At 68.6% G+C, this 13,839-nt stretch carries 15 protein-coding genes; 4 read left to right on the top strand and 11 right to left on the bottom strand.

Annotation, left to right across the window (positions count from 1 at the left end):
- Nucleotides 1-81 precede the first annotated feature (81 nt).
- Genes ABD993_RS01895 through ABD993_RS01870 form a run of 6 tightly spaced genes read right to left on the bottom strand, consistent with a single transcriptional unit; the run spans nt 82 to nt 3,797 of the window.
- A complete protein-coding gene (locus ABD993_RS01895; protein WP_345412041.1) occupies nt 82-1,956 on the bottom strand; it encodes a type IV secretory system conjugative DNA transfer family protein in 1,875 nt (624 codons plus the stop codon).
- Nucleotides 1,953-2,315 carry a hypothetical protein gene (locus ABD993_RS01890; RefSeq protein ID WP_345412040.1) on the bottom strand — a complete coding sequence of 121 codons (363 nt, stop codon included), beginning with the start codon at nt 2,313-2,315 and terminating at the stop codon, nt 1,953-1,955. Before ABD993_RS01890 ends, ABD993_RS01895 begins: the two co-directional genes overlap by 4 nt.
- A complete protein-coding gene (locus ABD993_RS01885; protein WP_345412039.1) occupies nt 2,312-2,746 on the bottom strand; it encodes a hypothetical protein in 435 nt (144 codons plus the stop codon). Before ABD993_RS01885 ends, ABD993_RS01890 begins: the two co-directional genes overlap by 4 nt.
- Entirely contained in the window at nt 2,747-3,298 is a 552-nt protein-coding gene (locus ABD993_RS01880) for a WhiB family transcriptional regulator (protein ID WP_345412037.1), read from the bottom strand.
- Nucleotides 3,295-3,531, bottom strand: a complete 237-nt coding sequence (locus ABD993_RS01875) for a hypothetical protein (RefSeq protein WP_345412035.1) — start codon at nt 3,529-3,531, stop codon at nt 3,295-3,297. The genes ABD993_RS01880 and ABD993_RS01875 overlap by 4 nt, the downstream gene beginning before the upstream one ends.
- Nucleotides 3,528-3,797, bottom strand: a complete 270-nt coding sequence (locus ABD993_RS01870) for a helix-turn-helix domain-containing protein (RefSeq protein ID WP_345412033.1) — start codon at nt 3,795-3,797, stop codon at nt 3,528-3,530. Before ABD993_RS01870 ends, ABD993_RS01875 begins: the two co-directional genes overlap by 4 nt.
- Before the next feature lie 102 nt (nt 3,798-3,899).
- Between ABD993_RS01870 and ABD993_RS01865 the strand changes: the two genes are divergently transcribed.
- Nucleotides 3,900-4,262: a winged helix-turn-helix domain-containing protein gene (locus ABD993_RS01865; RefSeq protein WP_345412031.1), complete on the top strand. Its 363-nt coding sequence runs from the start codon at nt 3,900-3,902 to the stop codon at nt 4,260-4,262.
- A 163-nt stretch (nt 4,263-4,425) separates the two neighbouring features.
- Nucleotides 4,426-5,799 carry an NsdA family TPR-like regulatory protein gene (locus ABD993_RS01860; RefSeq protein WP_345412030.1) on the top strand — a complete coding sequence of 458 codons (1,374 nt, stop codon included), beginning with the start codon at nt 4,426-4,428 and terminating at the stop codon, nt 5,797-5,799.
- On the opposite strand, the gene ABD993_RS01855 is transcribed toward ABD993_RS01860, so the two are convergent.
- Together ABD993_RS01855 and ABD993_RS01850 are read right to left on the bottom strand one after the other, a co-directional pair.
- On the bottom strand, nt 5,796-6,701 hold the full coding sequence (locus ABD993_RS01855; protein ID WP_345412028.1) for a phosphotransferase enzyme family protein: 906 nt from the start codon (nt 6,699-6,701) through the stop codon (nt 5,796-5,798). The two genes, ABD993_RS01860 and ABD993_RS01855, sit on opposite strands and share 4 nt — an antisense overlap.
- Nucleotides 6,702-6,727: 26 nt before the next feature.
- Nucleotides 6,728-8,074, bottom strand: a complete 1,347-nt coding sequence (locus ABD993_RS01850) for a tyrosine-type recombinase/integrase (protein ID WP_345412026.1) — start codon at nt 8,072-8,074, stop codon at nt 6,728-6,730.
- Between the two features lie 304 nt (nt 8,075-8,378).
- On the opposite strand from ABD993_RS01850, the gene ABD993_RS01845 reads away from it, so the two are divergent.
- Both ABD993_RS01845 and ABD993_RS01840 read left to right on the top strand, forming a co-directional pair.
- The gene (locus tag ABD993_RS01845) at nt 8,379-9,083 is read left to right on the top strand and encodes a DUF433 domain-containing protein (RefSeq protein ID WP_345412024.1); all 705 of its coding nucleotides are present in this window, start codon (nt 8,379-8,381) and stop codon (nt 9,081-9,083) included.
- A gap of 3 nt (nt 9,084-9,086) precedes the next feature.
- A complete protein-coding gene (locus ABD993_RS01840; RefSeq protein ID WP_345412022.1) occupies nt 9,087-9,497 on the top strand; it encodes a PIN-like domain-containing protein in 411 nt (136 codons plus the stop codon).
- A gap of 7 nt (nt 9,498-9,504) precedes the next feature.
- Here the strand turns inward: ABD993_RS01840 and ABD993_RS01835 are convergent, their stop codons facing one another.
- The 3 genes from ABD993_RS01835 to ABD993_RS01825 form a co-directional block, all read right to left on the bottom strand.
- Entirely contained in the window at nt 9,505-10,224 is a 720-nt protein-coding gene (locus ABD993_RS01835; RefSeq protein ID WP_345412020.1) for a DEAD/DEAH box helicase, read from the bottom strand.
- The gene (locus tag ABD993_RS01830) at nt 10,212-11,846 is read right to left on the bottom strand and encodes a TOTE conflict system archaeo-eukaryotic primase domain-containing protein (protein ID WP_345412018.1); all 1,635 of its coding nucleotides are present in this window, start codon (nt 11,844-11,846) and stop codon (nt 10,212-10,214) included. The genes ABD993_RS01835 and ABD993_RS01830 overlap by 13 nt, the downstream gene beginning before the upstream one ends.
- A 639-nt stretch (nt 11,847-12,485) precedes the next feature.
- The gene (locus tag ABD993_RS01825) at nt 12,486-13,820 is read right to left on the bottom strand and encodes an MFS transporter (RefSeq protein WP_345412016.1); all 1,335 of its coding nucleotides are present in this window, start codon (nt 13,818-13,820) and stop codon (nt 12,486-12,488) included.
- Nucleotides 13,821-13,839 lie beyond the last annotated feature (19 nt).

Below are 13,839 nucleotides of genomic sequence, written 5' to 3'. Positions count from 1 at the left end.
CCTGAGAAAGGTTTGTGGGCGTGCCTGGCCAGACCCACCTCGACGCGAGGTAGGTCTGGCCGGCGGGCAGCGGAGGTCGGGTCAGCCGGTGGGCTGCTGGTCGTCCTCGTCGTCGAACGGGAGGGCGTCGACGACGACCAGGCGCGGGCGACCGGGCGACGGCTCGTGCGGGTGAGCGGTGAGGACTCCCCGGATCGGGCGGGCCACCTCGCGACGCCGCACACGGCGCAGGCGACGGCCGAACCGCGGGGGCAGGTCCCGTAGCCACAGTGCGATTCGCTCGAGGTTGTCGGTGAGTGCGGGGTGGTCGTCACGGAACTCGGCCCAGCGGACCTCGCGGCGCTGCCAGATCATCTGCGCCCGCCCGATCACCGGCGCGATCCCCCGACGGATCACCAACACCCGCCCCGCAGGAAGGTTCGCGATCTGCGCCGGCGACAACACCGCCGTCTTCCGCGTCGCCCGCGCCGCCGTGTGACGAGCCGGATCGACAGTGTCGGCCGGCTCGTCACGCTCACCGGTCAACGTGGACCAGAACTGCAGATCGTCCCGGTCGCGGGTGCCACCGAACACCATGATCGACCCAGAGTTGTTCAGGATCGTCGCCGCATCATGAGTCCCATACCTGGCGAGGAGCTGCGCGCGGGACTGGAACGCGCAGATGATGTTCACCCCACGCCCACCCATATCCGCCGTCCACGACTCCAATGGCACTGGACAGATCAACGCCGCCTCGTCCAGCGCGAGACGCAACGGCGGGTCCAGGCGCCCGCCCTGCTTCGCGGCGGCGGTGCGGCGAGCCGCTCGGGCGATGTGCCCGGTCAACGCACACACCAACGGCGCGACCTGCGCCTCCTCCCCACCCAGGAGATAGACAGTGCCATTGGTGGCCAGGAGCTCGTCGACGTCGAGCGGACTGGCCCAGGGACGTTCCTCTCCCAGCCCGGCCGCGGCCGACGCTGCCGGGGAGGTGAGCCAGCCGAGTGCGGGCATGATCGTCGAGGTGATCGACGAGCGGGTGCGATCGTTCGTCCCAAGGAACTGGCCCAGGTCGAGCTCGAACGCCGGCTCCGGGCTGCGGCGCAGCAGGACCGTCACCTCCCGTGAGGCCGCCTCCGGGTCCGAGAGCCAGCCGAGAACGTCGCGCATGGTCTTGTCTCCGAGCGCGGCGGCGTGCAGGAGCGCGGCGAGGACGCGGCGGCCCTGGGCATCCCAGAACTCCCGATCCCCACTGGCGCTGGCGCGGGTGGTGGCAGCAAGCATGTCCGTCGCCCGCTCCCCCGCCGTCACCGGATCCGCACACCCGGACACCGGGTCGAACGTGACCGTCGAGGGCAGCCCGGCGAGGCCGACGGCGTTGAACACCCACACCGGGCCCCGCTCGAACCGGGACACCCTCGTCAGCTCGTAGAGATCGCCTCGGGTCGACGCGACCAGCGTGGCGCCGGGGGCGTCCAGGATCTGACCCGCCAGCCACCCGGACTTGCCCGTGCGGGGGCCACCGAAGATGAGGGTGACGTCCTCGACCGAGGGCCACACCCACAACAACCCACTGCGACACAACCGCACCGCCACCTCCGGAACCGGCAACCGCCACCGCGCACGCCGGCCCACACCGGCCAGCGACGGGCGCACGGCCGCCGCACGGCGGCGCATCGCGGCCGAGCCGGCGTGGCGGACGACGTCGAGGGTCGAGGCGACCCCGGACTTACGCCGGCTGCGTGATCCCCACCTGTTCACCGTCGACGACGACCGGGTCCAGCGATGCCACACCCACACCCCCGCCGCCACCGCGGCCAGCAGCAGGACCGGCAGACCGACCGCCGACGCCAACGCCGCCAGGGGCAACAGCGCGATCAAGCCGCAGCAGATCGCGAGCACCGTCGCGCCGCGCTTGGCCGCAACCACCGTGCCAGCCACCGCCGCGGCCGGGATGAAGAACGTCCACAGGTTCATCGCAGAATCCCGAGTGCGTAGGCGACCGTGTCGGTGATCGCGCGGGCGTTGGCCGGGCCCATCCGGGAGAACCGGAACCTGTCCTGCCCCAGAGTGATCGCGAGGTCGAGAACCCCGATCTCACTCGTTGCGGCTTTGGCGAACTCGCCGGCATCGAACGCAGTGCGGGCCTGGGTCCAGTCGATCCAGCAGGTGCCGTCGCGGTCGCGCTCCACGCACGCGTCGCGGAACTCCGCGCGGGCCGGCCACGTCTCGTGCACGATCAGCAGCCCGACCGCGGCGGCGACGTGCGGGCTGTGCCCACGCGCCCACCGACGCAGCCCGATCACCGCGGACGTCGTCGACGTCGGGGCGCTCATCGAGTCACCTCCGCCGCAACTTGCTCGCCGGCCGAGTCGCTGGCGGAGTCGTCGACGCCGATGTGGCCGATGCGGGACCAGAAGGTGTTCGCGATCCGGTCGGCGCTGCGCAACCGGGCGGCGAGCTCGTGCAGGTCCATTGCCGCGGCGTCGAGGCGCTCGCGCGGGTCGACCACGCCGGTGTCGTCGTAGACGGGGCGGGTGTCGCCGTAGTGGGCGACCTGCCAGGCCAGCACCTCCGCCAGGCTCGCGACCGCGGCCAGGGTGTCGACCACGTCCGCGGTCATCGCGTAGAAGTCGGCGTGGTCCGGTTCGGCGGTGCGCTGGGCACGGACGGCGGCGCGCCAGGCCTTCGCACCCGTCGCGGCCTCGAGGACCGCTTCCGGGCGTGTGTCGTCCTTGCTTGTGCGGGTGTTGTCGTGGGTGTTCATCTAGTCTTCGTGTCCTTCCGGTGCTGTGTTGCCTGCCAGGGCCTGCCGTGCTGTGGAGATTCGGAGGGGAGCTCCGGTAGCCGCCGGACTCCCCTCCCCCACACCCCTCGCCGGAGTGCGTGTCTGGGATGTGCGGTGGGCGTCGGAGCGCCACCGCTGCGCTGTCTCGCGGACGACGCCGAAGCGGCGCATCAATTCCGATGCATCAGCCCCCGCCGCAGCCGCTCGGCGGCCCGCGGCGGCGCGTTCGCGCTGCCCGTCCGGCGGGAGCAGCCCGGCCCGCCCGTCCTGCAGCTCGACACCGCGGCGGCGGCGCAGGCTGACGCGTTCCGCTGGGGTGGTGCCGCCGGCGATTCCGTCGGGGAGTGCCCGCAGGGCGTAGTCCAGGCATTGGGCCAGGACGGGGCAGCCTGCGCATCCCCGCTTCGCGGCGGTGACCTGCCGGTCGAAGGCCGTGCCACGGTCGGTCTCCGGGAAGAACAGATCCGGGTCGACCTGGACACACAGCGCGTCCACGCGCCAGTTCCGGACCTCGTTGCGGGCGGCGGTCATCCGACCGCTCCCGAACCCGCCGGTGCCTCGCCGTTCAGTGCGGGAGTGGTCGAGTCGTCCACCGTCGACAGGAACGACGCCACCGCCTCCGGCAACCCCTGCCCCGCCGGCGTGGCCACGAACAGGACCAGCGCGACCAGGGAGAACACCACCGCACCCATCGGGACCCGGCACTTTGCGCAGATCACCGCACCGACGATCGCGAAGAGGATCAACACTCCGACCGAGCTCATGCGAGGCCACCAAACTGCCCAGCCGAGGCTGTCGTCGCCTGCTGTCTCGTCGCCGTCTCGATGAGCGCGTCGATGGCGCGCGCCGGAACTAACCAACGACCCCGGATACGAACCGCCGCAAGCTCCCCAGAGCTGATCGCCCGGTAGACCGTCATCCGCGACATCTTGAACATGTCAGCGACCTCCTGGACGTCGTAGAACGTCGGCCGTGTTGCCGACTCCGATCCGTTTGACACTGTGCTCCTCCTTGCTCTCCGTATGTACATAGTATTCCTTATGCACATGGCATGCAATGCTCGGACCGTCCAGTCCGCCCACTGTCACTGACATAGGGCCGTGCCTGCGTAGGCTCACCGCAGGAGGGATGGATGACTGAGCGGTCGGGAAGCCCGAAGTACCTGCAGGTCGCCGGCGAACTGCGGCGCGCGATTCGAACCGGCACCTACCCCGTCGGAAGCACACTCCCGTCGACCGCGCAGTTGACCCGGAGCTTCGATGTGTCGACGACTGTCGTCCGGGCTGCAATTCGCGAGCTGCGCGACGAGGGCCTCGTGTTCGGCCAACCCGGCAAGGCCGTCTACGTTGCGGCTGAGCCGGCCGACGTCGACGAGCTGCCAGGAGACCTCGCGCAACAGGTGCGCGAGCTGTCCGCCAACCTCAACGCCGCGATCCACAGCCTGAACCAACGCGTTGCCGCCCTTGAGGAGCAGCTCCGCATGACCGATCGCTGACGCCTGCTGCTCCACTCGGCCTGTTGTAGCTCGTCTCATTGCCGTCGCGCTCTTCATGCAAATCAGCAAACAGTGACAGCCTCGCGACTTACAGTGTGCTCATGGGGTGCATCTGTGCACAGGGGGTGCACGGGGGTGCACATGCCCCCCAAGGGAGGCATCCATGAGTCGGCCGAACGCGGCGTTCATGCGCGCTCTCGATGCGTCCGGGATGAGCCGCAAGGGTCTGGCAAGGCGCATTCGCGACCTCGCCGCGCAACGGGGCGAAAGCAGCTCGGCCGACCACGTCTCGGTGAAACGATGGCTTGACGGCACACAGCCCCGACCTGAGACCGCTCTCCTCATCGTCTCAGCTCTGTCCGAGCGCCTCGGGCGCACCCTCACGGCCGCGGCACTCGGCTTCACGGCCGGTGTCGACGATGGCGCGAGCCCACAGAAGGCGGTGACCGCAGTCAGCTATCCACTCGATGTCGGCGACTCGGCGCAAACCTTGTCGCTCGTCGCGAGTACCGACCTCGAAACACCGGACGCGCGCGAACTACTGGGCTGGGATGAAGATGCCGTGCCTGCGATCGTTAGTCGGTACCTGTTCGGGCACACGCATGCTCTCGCTGAGGACGACTCAGATGGCCGCGCGCTGAACGCCGACGCCATCAGGCGGACCACAGCACACCTCATGGATCTCGACTTCCAACTCGGCGGCGGCCATACCCGGAAGCTCCTACTCTTCTATTTCCGAGATCAGGTCCTCCCGCTGTTCGATGCGCTGCCATTACGACGCAGGAACGATCTGTTCATCGCGACTGCCGAACTCGCCCAGATGCTGGGGTGGAGCGCCTACGATGCTGGCCGCCACGGTGCAGCGCAGCGCTACTTTGTGCATTCCCTGCGCCTCGCGAAGGAGGCTGGTGACGACCTCCTCGCCGCACGCCTCTTGGCAAATCTCAGCCACCAGGCCAACTACCTGGGTAGTTTCCAGAACGCCATCGAGCTCGCGCGCGCAGCTCAGCACGCCGCCGCACGGTGCCATTCCGGGCGAGTCACGGCGATGCTCAACGCGATGGAAGCCCGTGCTCTGGCCTCACTCGACGACGGCGCTGGCTGCGCCTCCGCCCTGCACCGAGCCGAGCAGTCCCTGGATCGAGCAGTCGATGCCTCGGAACCCGGCTGGATCAGCTACTTCACGCCTGAGGAGCTCGCCGGTGAGGCTGCGCACTGCTTTCGCGACCTGCGCCGGCCAGTTGAGACACGCCACTTCGGCGCACTCGCGATTGCAACGGCGGATACTCCGACGCGCACCAGGGCGTTCATCAACCTCGTGACCGCTGCGGGCTCCCTCGAAGGCGGCCACCTCGAGGAGGCGGTCACAACGGCACGACACGCCATTGAGTTGGCCGGGCCGCTGCAGTCGAGCCGGTACCAGCGGTACGTCCGCGACTTCCTGCGTTCAGTTGCCGGGGCTCACCCGCGGTCGCCGCTTGTCGCCGAACTCGTTGCACTGTCGGCGACTGTGCTTGCCAGAGACGTGTCGAGCTAAAACGCGCGCCACGCCCCGTCTGGGCGGCCAGCCCGGATCACCGCCATGCGCCGCTCGAACTCAGACTGGATCTCCGGTGACTCCCGCACGTTCTGCATCAGCCAGGTCGTCATCTTTAGTTCCTGCACCCGACGAAGCACATCGAACCCGGGCCACGCGGTTACATCGAATCCGTAGGACTCGACAAAGTCCTGATAGTCAGACCGAGTCCAGAACTTCGCGGTGACGAACTCGGTCGCGGTTACCGACAGATCCCATTCCGGCTGGCCAAATCCGACCCGTTCGAAGTCGATGAGGATCGAACGGCCGTCAGCGAACATCAAGTTCTGCACGTGAGCGTCCCCATGAGTCACACAAGGTGGCATGACGAAGGGGGTCCGCTCGAGGTCGTCGCTGAGGCGGTCAGCAAGTGCGCTGAGGTATGTCTTGTCGTCCGGAGAAACGGGCGCACCAGCGATCCGTTGGCCGACACGCAGTAACGGCGACTCAGACTGTCCGAAAAGGTCTGGAGGCGCCTCCAGACCATGGAGCCTGCGCAGGACTGCACCCAGCTCACGCACGTCGCCATTGTTCCCCGACCGCCCGTCGATGAAGTGCCAAAAAGTGACGGGATGGCCGTCAACGGCAACTGGCTGGGGGATGTTGGCGGCCCGCGCTGCTGAGATTCCCTTGTCAGCCAACCAGACCGACACGGCGACCTCTTTGGTCGCGTCCTCCCATCGATCCATGCCGCGTGCGATGCGGACGACGATTGGTGCCGCGGCGAGACGGAAGATCGCGTTCTCGCCCAGGCGCAGAAGCTCAGCTCCCGACGCCGACTCGCCGATCATCGTGCAGGCGGAACGGAGAACCGCGGCTGCCGAGGCACTCCCAAACGTCGAGACTGTCTCGCGATCGCTCACGGACCCACCGTAGGGGCCGAGCTTGCTCAGCTCGCGGCGGCCGGCCGATTCGGACGAGGGCGCCTGGCGGCGAGCGCCTTCGCCGCACGTTGGTCAGCTTCGAGCACGAACGCGGTATAGGTGCGAAGAGTCGTCGCGCCGCCGCCGGCATGGCCCAGCCGACCGGCAACGGTTCGGATGTCGACGCCTGCAGCGATCAACTCCGTTGCGGAGTAGTGCCGCAGGCAGTGCAGGTGGGTATCGATGCCCAGACGACGGGCCATCCGCCCGTATCGCTGCGTCACCGTATCCGGGCTCGTTTGCCGGCTGCAGTCAGGCACCGGGGAAAACACGAAGCCGTCGCGGCGGACTGTCGTATCCACCGCGTGCGCCCGCTCGTCGCACCGCTGCCGGTGCTCGAGCAGCACCTCGACCAACTCCGCATCGAGAGTCACCCGACGGTGCTGGTGCGTCTTGGGGTCCTTCTCCCACTGCTGACCTGCAATCTGACCGATGCTGCTGCGGAACACCGCTACTCCGGTCGCCAGGTCCAGGTCAGACCACCGCATCCCACAGATTTCGCCGCGACGGGCGCCCGTGGTCATGGTGAACCACACAAGGGTGCCCCAGTCCTCGTCCTTCCAGGCCTCGGCGAGGAGCTCGGCCGCCTCGGCCGCCGAGGGCGGATCCGGGTTCGGGCGCGGCACCGATGGCGCCTCGACCTGGTCGATCGGGTTGGTCGCAATCCAGCCCCATCTGACGGCTCGTGAGAATGCCCCGCTCAGGATCGCGTGGACGACACGGATGCTTCCAGCTGCCAACGGTGAGCACACGTGATCGCGGCAGATTCGGTCGCACCACCGACACGGCGCCGACTGGTCACCCGTGACGACCTTCGAGCATCTGCGTCGCACTGTGTGCTCGTCGCAGAAGTGCTCACGGCTGGTTCGATGCTGAACGAACTTTCGTCCCCGGCAATGATCTCGGCACCGCCGCATCGACCCGTAGAGTCCCTCGACGGTCTCGACCTTGACGCGGCCGACAGCAAGCCCGCCGATCGTCGGCCGGACATGTTTCTCGATCTTCGAGACGTAGTTGACGCGCGTCTTCCGTTCGACATCGAGGACATCCAGCCAGCGGTCGAGCAGCTCGTTGACGGTCGCCTCGGTTCGCGGGCTCCGCCGTTCGTCGACCTGGTTCAACAGGCGTGTCTGGACTTTCTCCGCCTCGCGCTCGGTCTCCCGCCGCGTCGGTCGGGCAGAAACCGTCTCTCGGAGGCGGATCTCCTTGCCTGTCAGCTGGTCAATGCCGGCGTACACGCTGACTCGCGCCGAGCCGCTCGGAAGCCAAGTGATGTTGCCGCGCTCGCGCCGACGGCGGCCGGTCGATGCCATGAATCGGAGACTATCGGCCCACTCGTGCCACGAACCGTGCCATGAGACAGTCCATGGGTCGTGCAATGACGGCCGGACTGTACGTCTGACCTGCGGAGCCGCCTTGGGGAGTCGAACCCCAGACCTACGCATTACGAGGCAACCGATGTGCGTCGCTCAGGGCTCTACCAGCACCGATCGCGCGGCTCACGGCACCTACGGCACTGACGTAGCAGGTCAAACTCCGACCTCATGCCACGAGCCATGCCAGGCAGTGCCCGCAACCTCGACGAAGTCGTCGGTCCCATGGTGCACACTGACGCTCGTGGGTGAGAACAGCGCGGAGCTGCTCGACCGCCCGGTCTACGGCATGAGCCAGGCCGCGCGGCTCCTCGGGCTGCGCACCGACGGCCTGCGCCGCTGGATCGACGGCTACGAGCGCGGGAGCACGACCTACGCCCCCGTGATTCGCGAACGTTCCACCGGAGTGGACACAGTCACCTGGGGCGAGTTCATCGAGGCCGGCTACCTGCGGGAGTACCGGGCCAAGCGAGTCACCCTGCAGTACCTACGCCCCGTCATCGGGTTCCTTCGCGACCGCCTCCAGGTCCCGTACCCGCTCGCCACGCTCAAGCCGTACACCTCGGGCCGAGAGCTCGCGCTCGAGGCACAGGAGTTCGTCGGCCTCGACCCGGCGCTGAACATCGTCATCCTCGGCCGCGACGGAACCCTGATGCCGTCGGACCCGGCCGTCGCGTTCCTCGACAAGGTCGAGTTCAACGACGCAGGCGACGTCGCCGAGCGACTCTTCCCGCTCGGAAGGGGCAAGCCGATCGTCCTCGACCCCACACGCAGCTTCGGCGAGCCGACCATCCCGAACGTCGGAGTGCGCACGGAGATCGTCGCCGAGTTGGTCGGCGCAGGCGAGGAACCGGGCCGAGTCGCGCAGATCTACTCGATCTCTGTCGACGATGTCGAGCAGGTCGTCGAGTTCGAGCGCCGCCACGGCGAGCTCGCCCGAGCCGCCTGACACGTGCCCGCTCGTCTCCAGACTCCACGCCGGTTCTTCGACGAGAACAGCATCGGCGTCGCCCAGGCCCTCCAGTACGTCCGCGGCGACATCACGTGGCCCGGCGGACCTGGCGACCTCGTACCGGCAGGCGCCAGAGACCACGAGTGGCTCCCACTTGTCGGCCAGGCCGGTCTCGTCGTCCTCACCCGCGACAAGCGCATCCGCAGCCGCCCCCTCGAACGCCAGGCGCTACTGGACCACGGCGTCCGAGCGTGCTTCCAGACCACCGGCGGGCAGCTGACCCTGTTCGAGCAGCTCCGCCTCTGGCTGCGCTGGTGGAACGAGATCGAGAAGCTCGTCGCCGAGCACCCAGGTCCCTGGCTGGCCAGCGTGACGCGGGCAGGCGCAGCGATCTTCGACGGAAACTCGTAGCCCCCACTCAGCGCGAGGCAAGGATCGAGTCTCGGGGATGGGGAAAGCCGAGGGACGTATATCCCGGGGCCCGCTTGGCCAGCGACGAGGCGAGCACGGCGGTCAGCTCGTCGTGGTAGTCGTGAACCTCTGCCGTGGATTTGCCGGGGTGCGGCCTGAGCACTCGGCCCACGAACTGGACGAGGCGTCCCTTGAAAGCGATCGGCGCAGCGAGGAACAGGGCGTCGAGAGCAGGACAGTCGAAACCCTCGCCCACGTAGGGCCCCGTCGCCACGACGAGCAGCGGCGCCGCGCCCGGCTCGAGACGGGCCAGCGCACTCTTGCGTTCGCGGGCACCCATGCCTCCTCGCAGGACCACAGGGTCTCGTCCCTCTTCCCGCAGCCTCGTCACAAGCGACTCCACGTGGCCCTTCCACTGCGTCAGGACGAGGCAGTTCCTCCCGCGCCCCAACGCCTTGAGCACGTCACCGACGACCTGGTCCCTACGCGCCTCGTTAGCGGCCAGGTCACGGTAGATCGCCGCCATTCCTCCCGGCTTCGACGGATCCGCGTCCCCGAGGTACTCATACGAGGTCGGATGCACCGTCAGGAGCCGCTCCGGGGCATCGGCGGCGCCCAGAGTGCCCGCCGGCGGAGGCGTCACCGTGTGCCGGATCGGACCGAGCTGGTGGTGGATGAGCTCATCGAGCCCGTCGCGCCGGTAAGGGGTCGCGGTCAAGCCGACCATCGCCGCGCCCGGATCTGCCGGGCTGCGTTCTCGAACGCGGCGGCGGGAAGATGATGACACTCGTCGACGAGAACGAGCCCGTAGCCGGCGGTCAGCTCCGCGACATCCTGACGGCGGGCCAGCGTCTGCAGAGTGACAACGTCGACGACGCCCCGCAGTGAGGACCGTCCGGCACCCAGCTGACCTGCGCGAACGCCCAGCAGGTCTGTGATCCGGCTCCGCCACTGGTCTGCCAACGTCTTGCGGTCGACCAGAACCAGAGCACTGACACCGTGCTCCGCGATCAGCGCACACCCCATGACCGTCTTTCCCGCACCCGGCTCCGCGACGAGCACACCGAGGTCGTGAGCCGCGAGGGCAGAGACGGCTGCAGCCTGGTCCTCGCGCAGCGTCACCGACAGCTCGAAGGCATGACTCCCCCCGTCGGTGCGCTCGTCGCTGATCTCGACGCGACTCCCCGCCTCCTCCAGCACCGACACGGCCCGCTCACCGAGCCCGCGGGGCAGGACGAGGCGGCCGTCGACGGTCTCGTCGTAGCTGAGCAGGAACCTGGGCACGTTCCACGTCGACAGCCGACGGCGCTGTCGCTCGCCGAACAGCGGGTTGCTCATCGACGCCGCGTGCTTGAGCGTCGCCAACGCGGCCGGCGTCAGGTCCGATACGGATACCTCGCAGCCAGCCTCCAGCCGTAGCCCGACCACCGCCGCAGGTTCCGGCCTCGTCTGCGTCGACGTCGCGGGGGCGAAGCGCTCGACCGCGCCACCCACCTTCACTACGCCGACCCGGTCGGCGAGGCGGGCGACCTCGGAGGGAGACAGTCGGCGTACTCCGGACAGGTAGGCCCACTGGTCCTCGTATGGCTCGAGAGTGCTGAGGTCGAGGAACACCGTCGCGCCATCCTTGCGTGCCCGGCCGTGGAGGGGAGCAGCGATCAGGTTCCCGATGCCACCCGCGGACGGCAGGACGTCCTGGGATGGGAAGAGCCGGTCGTAGCTGCGTAGATCCATCCGCCCCCGGACGGCGATCGCCTCCCAGAGCAGGCCCATTCCTAGAGCTCTCGCCGTCGTGGCAGGTACCGCGCCAGCGAAGAAGATCCACGCGTGCGCGCCGACCCCCGAGCGGGACACCTCCAGCGCCGCCGGAACACCGGCCGCCCTGGCCGCCTTGAGATAGGCCAACGCGTCGAGCATTGCGGCAGGCCCGTCGAAGTCCGCCGCGAGCCAGCGGCAGGTGTCCCCCGGCATCAGCGGGTACAGCCCGATGTGGTCGCGGCCCGACAGGTGCGCTGCGACCACTTCGTCACGAAGCCGCAGGTACGGGCGGGTCGTGCCCTTCCGCCATCCACCGGCCACCGCCGGTACCCAGCCCGACTTTCCCGATCTCTCGTTCTCCCAGCGGATCGCGTAGACGTCCTCGCGGGCCGCGAACAACGCCCTGAAGAAGGCGACCTTCGCCTCGGGCGTCGATGACGCGGTGACCATGCCGGGGCGCTCCAGGAACAGCCCCGACTGAGACGCCGCCGGAGTGCGGGCCTGCTCGGCCGTCATCCCCAGCAGCCGCAGCAGACGCGAGTTCTCTGCGCGCAGCCGAGCGAGCTCACGCTCGAGATCTCCGGTCGCCACGAATCTCACGATGCCACGGCCAAGCGGTCGCCGACGATCAGAGAGGAGCGACGACGAGCTCGGCCTGGTCGATCCGCTCGACGAGACTCACCTTGCGCTGATGGCGAGCTGGGATCGCTCTCGCAATGCCGACCGGCCCCAGGGACACAAGCCCAGTGCCTACCTCAGTCAGTCCGAGCTACGCACTCGCCCGTGGCATGAGTCCCGTCATGCCACGGGCTCTCAGTCGAAGACGATCACCACGACCCCGTTGAGCAGGGCCGAGGCAGGTCGACAGCCTGCTGAAACATCGTTTCTGCGAGTGCGTCGGGCCAACACGACTGAACGCACTCATCGAACAGCCGCAGGTCTCTGACCTGCGGAAACTGTGGAGCCGCCTTGGGGAGTCGAACCCCAGACCTACGCATTACGAGAATTGCCGTCCACGCGTTCCCGACCGGCATCGATGGCATCGCCGCTGCTCAGCGGCTTGAGATGAGGCATCTCCGGTATCTCAGGAAACCAGTTGGAGGCCACGAAGGAGGCCACGCCATCTGAGTCGTTTCGTCCTGGAAACCACCGTGTGTGCCGATTCCGCGGACAGTCGACGCACGCGCGCACGCCCGAGCGGATCGTCCGCTCGGGCGTATCGGAAGTGCGCTAGGCGTTGGTCGCCGGCTCAGCAGCTGAGGCCGTCGATCCGGTGCTGTCGTCCACGCGGAAGGGGCTGCGGAGGGCCAGCGTGGCGATCAGGCTGACGAATGCAGCGACGGCGACGTACCCCGCCACCGCGGTGAGCCCACCGGTCGAGCTCGCCAGCAGGGTCGCGACGATGGGCGCACAGGCACCGCCCAGGACCCCGCTGATCCCGTACGCGACGGAGGCGCCGCTGTACCGGATCTCGGCCGGGAAGGCCTCGGTGAGGTAGGCGCCGTACGGGCCCGTCATCAGGGCGATCGTCAGCGCCGCGACGATCGACCCGACGAAGACGCCGACCGTCGACCCCGACTCCACCAAGGCGAAGTAGGGGAACGCCCACACGCCCATGGCCACGATCCCCGCGACGAGGACCGGCCTGCGGCCATATCGCCCGGCCAGAACCGCCGCGAGCGGCAGGGCCACACTCCAGAGCAGCGCGGCGACCATCGTGACCGTCAGCATCGTCGAGGCGCTGTGCAGCTTGGCCTGCGCGGCGTAGCCGAGCACGAAGGCGAGGAGCAGGTTGCCTAGAACCGAGGCCGCGATGGTCACGCCCGAGGCGGGGACCCAGATCCGCGGGGCCCGGAACACGTCCGCGATCGGCGCGCGGCGGACCGAGTTGCGCGCCCGCAGCCGCTCGAACTCGGGGCTCTCGTCGAGCTTCAGGCGAATCACCAGGCCGATCACGACGAGCACGGCGCTGGCGAGGAACGGGACGCGCCAGCCCCACGTCACGAAGCCCTCGTCCCCGACGGACAGGCGCACGATCAGGAACACCATGCTGGACAGGACCACGCCCAGCGGCAGGCCGACCTGGGGCAGCGAGCTGAACAACGTCCGCTGCGCCGGGGTCTTGGCGTGCTCGAGCGCGAGCAGGGTGGCACCGCCCCACTCGCCGCCCACCGCGAGGCCCTGGGCCAGCCGCACCAGCACCAGCAGGACTGGGGCGACCACGCCGATCGTCTCGTAGGTCGGCAGCACCCCGATGAGCGCCGTCCCGACGCCCATCACGAGCAGCGACACGACCAGCATCTTCTTGCGGCCTACGCGGTCGCCGAAGTGGCCGATCAGCGCACCGCCAATGGGGCGGGCAACGAAGCCGATGGCGAATGTCGACAGGGCCGCCAACGTGCTCGCCAGGCTCGACGTGCTCGGGAAGAACTGCGGGGCGAACACGAGCGTGGCCGCCAGTGCGTAGATGAAGAAGTCGTACCACTCGATGGTGGTGCCGATGAGGCCTGCGATCGCGACCCGCCAGGGACGGCCGGTCGCGGTGGGCGGGGTGGTGTCAGACATCGTTGTCCTTTCGGGGGAT

It is taken from the genome of Pseudonocardia xishanensis (assembly GCF_039541715.1).
Classification (GTDB): domain Bacteria; phylum Actinomycetota; class Actinomycetes; order Mycobacteriales; family Pseudonocardiaceae; genus Pseudonocardia; species Pseudonocardia xishanensis.
The sequence above is the reverse complement of the archived record's forward strand: the minus strand, read 5'-3'. Positions and strand labels throughout refer to the sequence as shown.